Consider the following 3,639-nt stretch of genomic DNA (forward strand, 5'->3'; position numbering starts at 1 on the left):
GTTGAGGATCGGCGCGGTGCCGATCCGCAGCAGCTGGTCGGGGACGTCCAGGGCGCCGTCCGGCAGCAGGTCGTACGTCTCGCGCTGGGGTACGGCGAGCACGACCGCGTCCGTCTCGATGGTCTCGCCGGGAACCTGAACGATCCAACGCCCGTTCTCGTACTGGGAGTTCCGGGAGATGGAGGTGACGCGTGAGCGCAGTTCGGTACGGACGCCCGCGGAGTCGAGCGCCTTGCGGGCCAGCCGGTCGTGCAGTTCGCCCAGCGGGACGCGCGCCCAGCCGATGTCGGCCGCGCCCGGGTCGGACAGCAGACCGGTCTTGAACACCATCGCAGCGAGCCCCAGGGAGGCATCGCCCGCGACCGCGTTGAGGGTGGCGACCCCGACCAGGTCCCACAGGGCCTCGACGGCACGCGCCGACTGACCGTGCGCGGTCAGCCAGCTGCCGAAGTCCTGTGCGTCCAGGGCCGGATCGGCGAGGTCGAGGCCCTTGAGCGCGAGCGCGGCCCGGCCGACCTTGGCGCGCTCGGCGAGTGAGAGGTGCGGATACGCCGCCAGGCTGCGCCCCAGATGCAGGGGCACGGGCAGGGCGTCGCGCCGCAGCCTGCCGAGCCGCCGGCCCTCGGGCTTGGTGACGTCGAGGACGGGCACGTCGAGACGATCCTGCAGCGGAGCCAGTGCCGCGCCGTCGATACGGTCGAGGAACCAGCGGTAGGCGGTGCAGCAGCGCAGGTAGACGTGCTGTCCGTTGTCGACGGTCAGCTCGCCGCGCTGGAAGGAGAAGGCCAGCCCGCCGAGCCGGGGGCGTCCTTCGAGCAGGGTGACGCGCACTCCGGCGTCGGCGAGCGCGAGCGCGGCGGTGATACCGGCGAGCCCTCCGCCGACCACGACGGCGTCCCTGGCGGACCCCGACCACGTGCCGTCGGTCATCGTGCACCCTCCCCCACGTACCGGCCGCGGTGCGAGAACCGGCCACGGCAGGTCGTTGCAGTCTGGGACGCGGCCCGACGGCGGAGGGTTGCGTGCCGCATTTCGCCGGTGGCGTCACCTTGACCCAGGTTGTCCATCAGGCGCGCCTCCTGACGGTCCGCCGGGTCACATGCCGGGTGTCCAGGCCGGACAGACCGCGCACGGCGACGTACGCCTTCTCGCGTCCGGGCAGCGAGACCCGGCCGCGCAGCACGGCTTCCGGTTCGCGCTCGATGCGGTCGAGGAGGCGGCGGTAGATGCCGGCCATCGCGGCGACACAGGCGCCGCTGCGCCGGTCGAGCATGGGGAGGAGCTGGTAGCCCTCGGCGAAAAGGGCGCGGGCCCGTCGCACTTCGAAGTGCACGAGGCCCGCGAAGTCGGAGCCCTCCGGCGGTTTCGGCCCGCTGAACCCGGCCGAGCAGCCGAACTTGGCCAGGTCGTCGGCGGGCAGGTAGGTGCGTCCGCCCTCGGCGTCCTCGCGGATGTCCCGCAGGATATTGGTGAGCTGGAGTGCGAGCCCGAGCGTGTCGGCGTACTCGGAGGCGCGCTCGGCGCCGCGCGCCCCCGGTTCCGTTCCGAACACGCCGAGCGAGAGCCGCCCGATGGCACCGGCCACGCAGCGGCAGTAGACCTTCAGGTCGTCCCAGGTCTCGTAGGTCTCGCCGCGTACGTCCATCAGGACGCCGTCGATGAGCTCGTCCAGGCCGCCGAGCGGGATCGGGAACTGCCGGGCGGCATGAGCGAGGGCGACCCCGACAGGGTCGGTGTCGTCCTCGTCGACCGCCTCCTCGTGGATCCGGGTGAGCAGTGCCCGGGTGTCCTCGAGTCTGGCGATCTTCACGTCGTCGGTGAGCGCGCCGTCGCCGATGTCGTCGACGCGGCGGGAGAACGCGTACAGCGCCGACATGGCCCGGCGCTTGGGCGTCGGCAGCAGTCTGATGCCGTAGGCGAAGTTACGGGCCTGCTGTCCGGTGACGGCCTCGCAGTAGCTGTAGGCGGCGAGTACCGGTGCGGACACGTGTGGTTCCGACTCCACGGTCCGGATCACCCCTCTCCTCGCAGAGTCACGCCCACCTCACGCAGCAACTGGAGCTTGCCGGGCTTGGGCGGGCCGGGAAGTACGTCGTATTCGGCGGCGGCGATCGCACGGATTGCCGCCCTTCCCCCCGCCACGAACCCCGCAAGCAGCAGCCTCAACCTGCCGTGCACGCTACCCACGAGGGGGGCGCCTTTATTCAGGAGAACGCGGGCGCGTTGCGCTTCGTACGCAACCAGTGCGCGCACCGACGCGCCTGCCGTGGGCGTGGCGAGATCCGCCTCCTGGACGTGAAAGCGCTTCATGTCCTCGGCGGGCAGATAGATGCGGTCACGGCCGAGGTCCTCGGCCACGTCCTGGAGGTGCTCGACGATCTGCAGGGCCGTGCAGATCGCGTCGGAGCGGCGGATCCGCTCGGGGGTGGAGGTGCCGGTCACGGCGAGGACGAGCCGGCCCACGGGGTTGGCGGACAGCTCGCAGTAGGCGAGCAGGTCGTCGTAGGTCTCGTACCGCCTGACCAGTTGGTCCTGGCGGTTGGCGGCGATCAGGCCGAGGAACGGCTCGGGCGTGAGGGAGCACCGGCGGACGGTCGGCTGGAGACGGCGCAGCAGGGGGTGACGCGGCGTGGAGTCGAAGACACGGCGCAGGTCGGCCTCGAAGGCGTCGAGAAGCGCCAACCGGTCCCCGGCCTGGTCGGCCGGCACGCCGAGCAGCCGGGCGTCGGCGCCACCGGGGGCCAGGTCGCCGTCGCCGATGTCGTCGACGAGGCGGGCGAAGCCGTACACGGCCATCAGGTCGGTGCGCCAGGCTCTGGGCAGGAAGAAAGGGGCCACGGGGAAGTTCTCGGCCGTGGCCTTGTCCAGCGTCGCGCGTTCCGGATCGGCCGTGCGCGCCGTGTCGGTTCCCGTCACCGTTCGCTGCCCGGGGCGGGGACGGCACATGCTGCGCGGAGCTGGGGAGTTTCCGTAGCCATTGCCGTCACATCTCCCGTTCTACACTGCCGACCCAATACGCACTATTTCGGACACGCCGCCCGGGTTTCGCGCGGCCGCCCGCTGGTAGGTGTCGCGCATTATCGCCCTACTTGCCGTGATTCGGCACCGGTACAGCTTACGTTGTACAACGCGCCGTGGAGCGTGGGGGTGTCCGGCGCATCACAACAACACACCGATTGACTTCAAGATTCCTACGGCAAGCCGGAGTTGACGTTTCCTTTGCCGGTGGCTCAAGGCCCCTTTGCACACGACGCGGAGCCCCGCCGGAACAGTTCCGGTGAGGCCTAGGGCCTGTCTTTCGGATCACGTCCGGGCCGCGGGGCTTGGCGCGCACATCTGCGGCGTTGTCGTCACTCGCCGACTCCCCCACGCTCGGCTTCGCTCGCGCGGGGGGACCCCCATCGCGTCGACGCCCTCCTCCGCCTTGCAGCTGGACGCACCACGCCCCGCTCACCTGCACCGACGAGGTGCCGCCGTTTTCCTCCGACCTGATCCGCCGGACAGGCCCTAGTCGCAATGCCGTTGCGTTACGGGTCTGGTGGTCTTGGCGTGTGGATCACGACGGCGTCGGTGGCTGTCCGGGTCGGCTGGGGCCAGTGCCGGTGCTCGGCTCTCTTGAGGTGGTAGTTGGACATCTTG

General features: G+C 70.7%; 4 protein-coding genes. All 4 read right to left on the reverse strand.

The features are described from left to right. The coding region (locus ACTWQJ_RS48280) for a hydroxysqualene dehydroxylase (protein ID WP_443312716.1) at positions 1-930 on the reverse strand (930 nt) is incomplete at its 3' end. Beyond that, a complete protein-coding gene (locus tag ACTWQJ_RS48285) occupies positions 927-1,067 on the reverse strand; it encodes a DUF6380 family protein (protein WP_443312717.1) in 141 nt (46 codons plus the stop codon). The genes ACTWQJ_RS48280 and ACTWQJ_RS48285, both read right to left, overlap by 4 nt. Further along, a complete protein-coding gene (gene hpnD, locus ACTWQJ_RS48290; protein WP_443312718.1) occupies positions 1,067-2,017 on the reverse strand; it encodes a presqualene diphosphate synthase HpnD in 951 nt (316 codons plus the stop codon). The genes ACTWQJ_RS48285 and hpnD overlap by 1 nt, the downstream gene beginning before the upstream one ends. Then, entirely contained in the window at positions 2,014-2,946 is a 933-nt protein-coding gene (gene hpnC, locus ACTWQJ_RS48295) for a squalene synthase HpnC (RefSeq protein WP_443312719.1), read from the reverse strand. Before hpnC ends, hpnD begins: the two co-directional genes overlap by 4 nt. Positions 2,947-3,639: the final 693 nt, after the last annotated feature.

Origin of the sequence: Streptomyces sp. KR55 (assembly GCF_052245645.1) — a bacterium.
Classification (GTDB): Bacteria; Actinomycetota; Actinomycetes; order Streptomycetales; family Streptomycetaceae; genus Streptomyces; species Streptomyces flavusporus.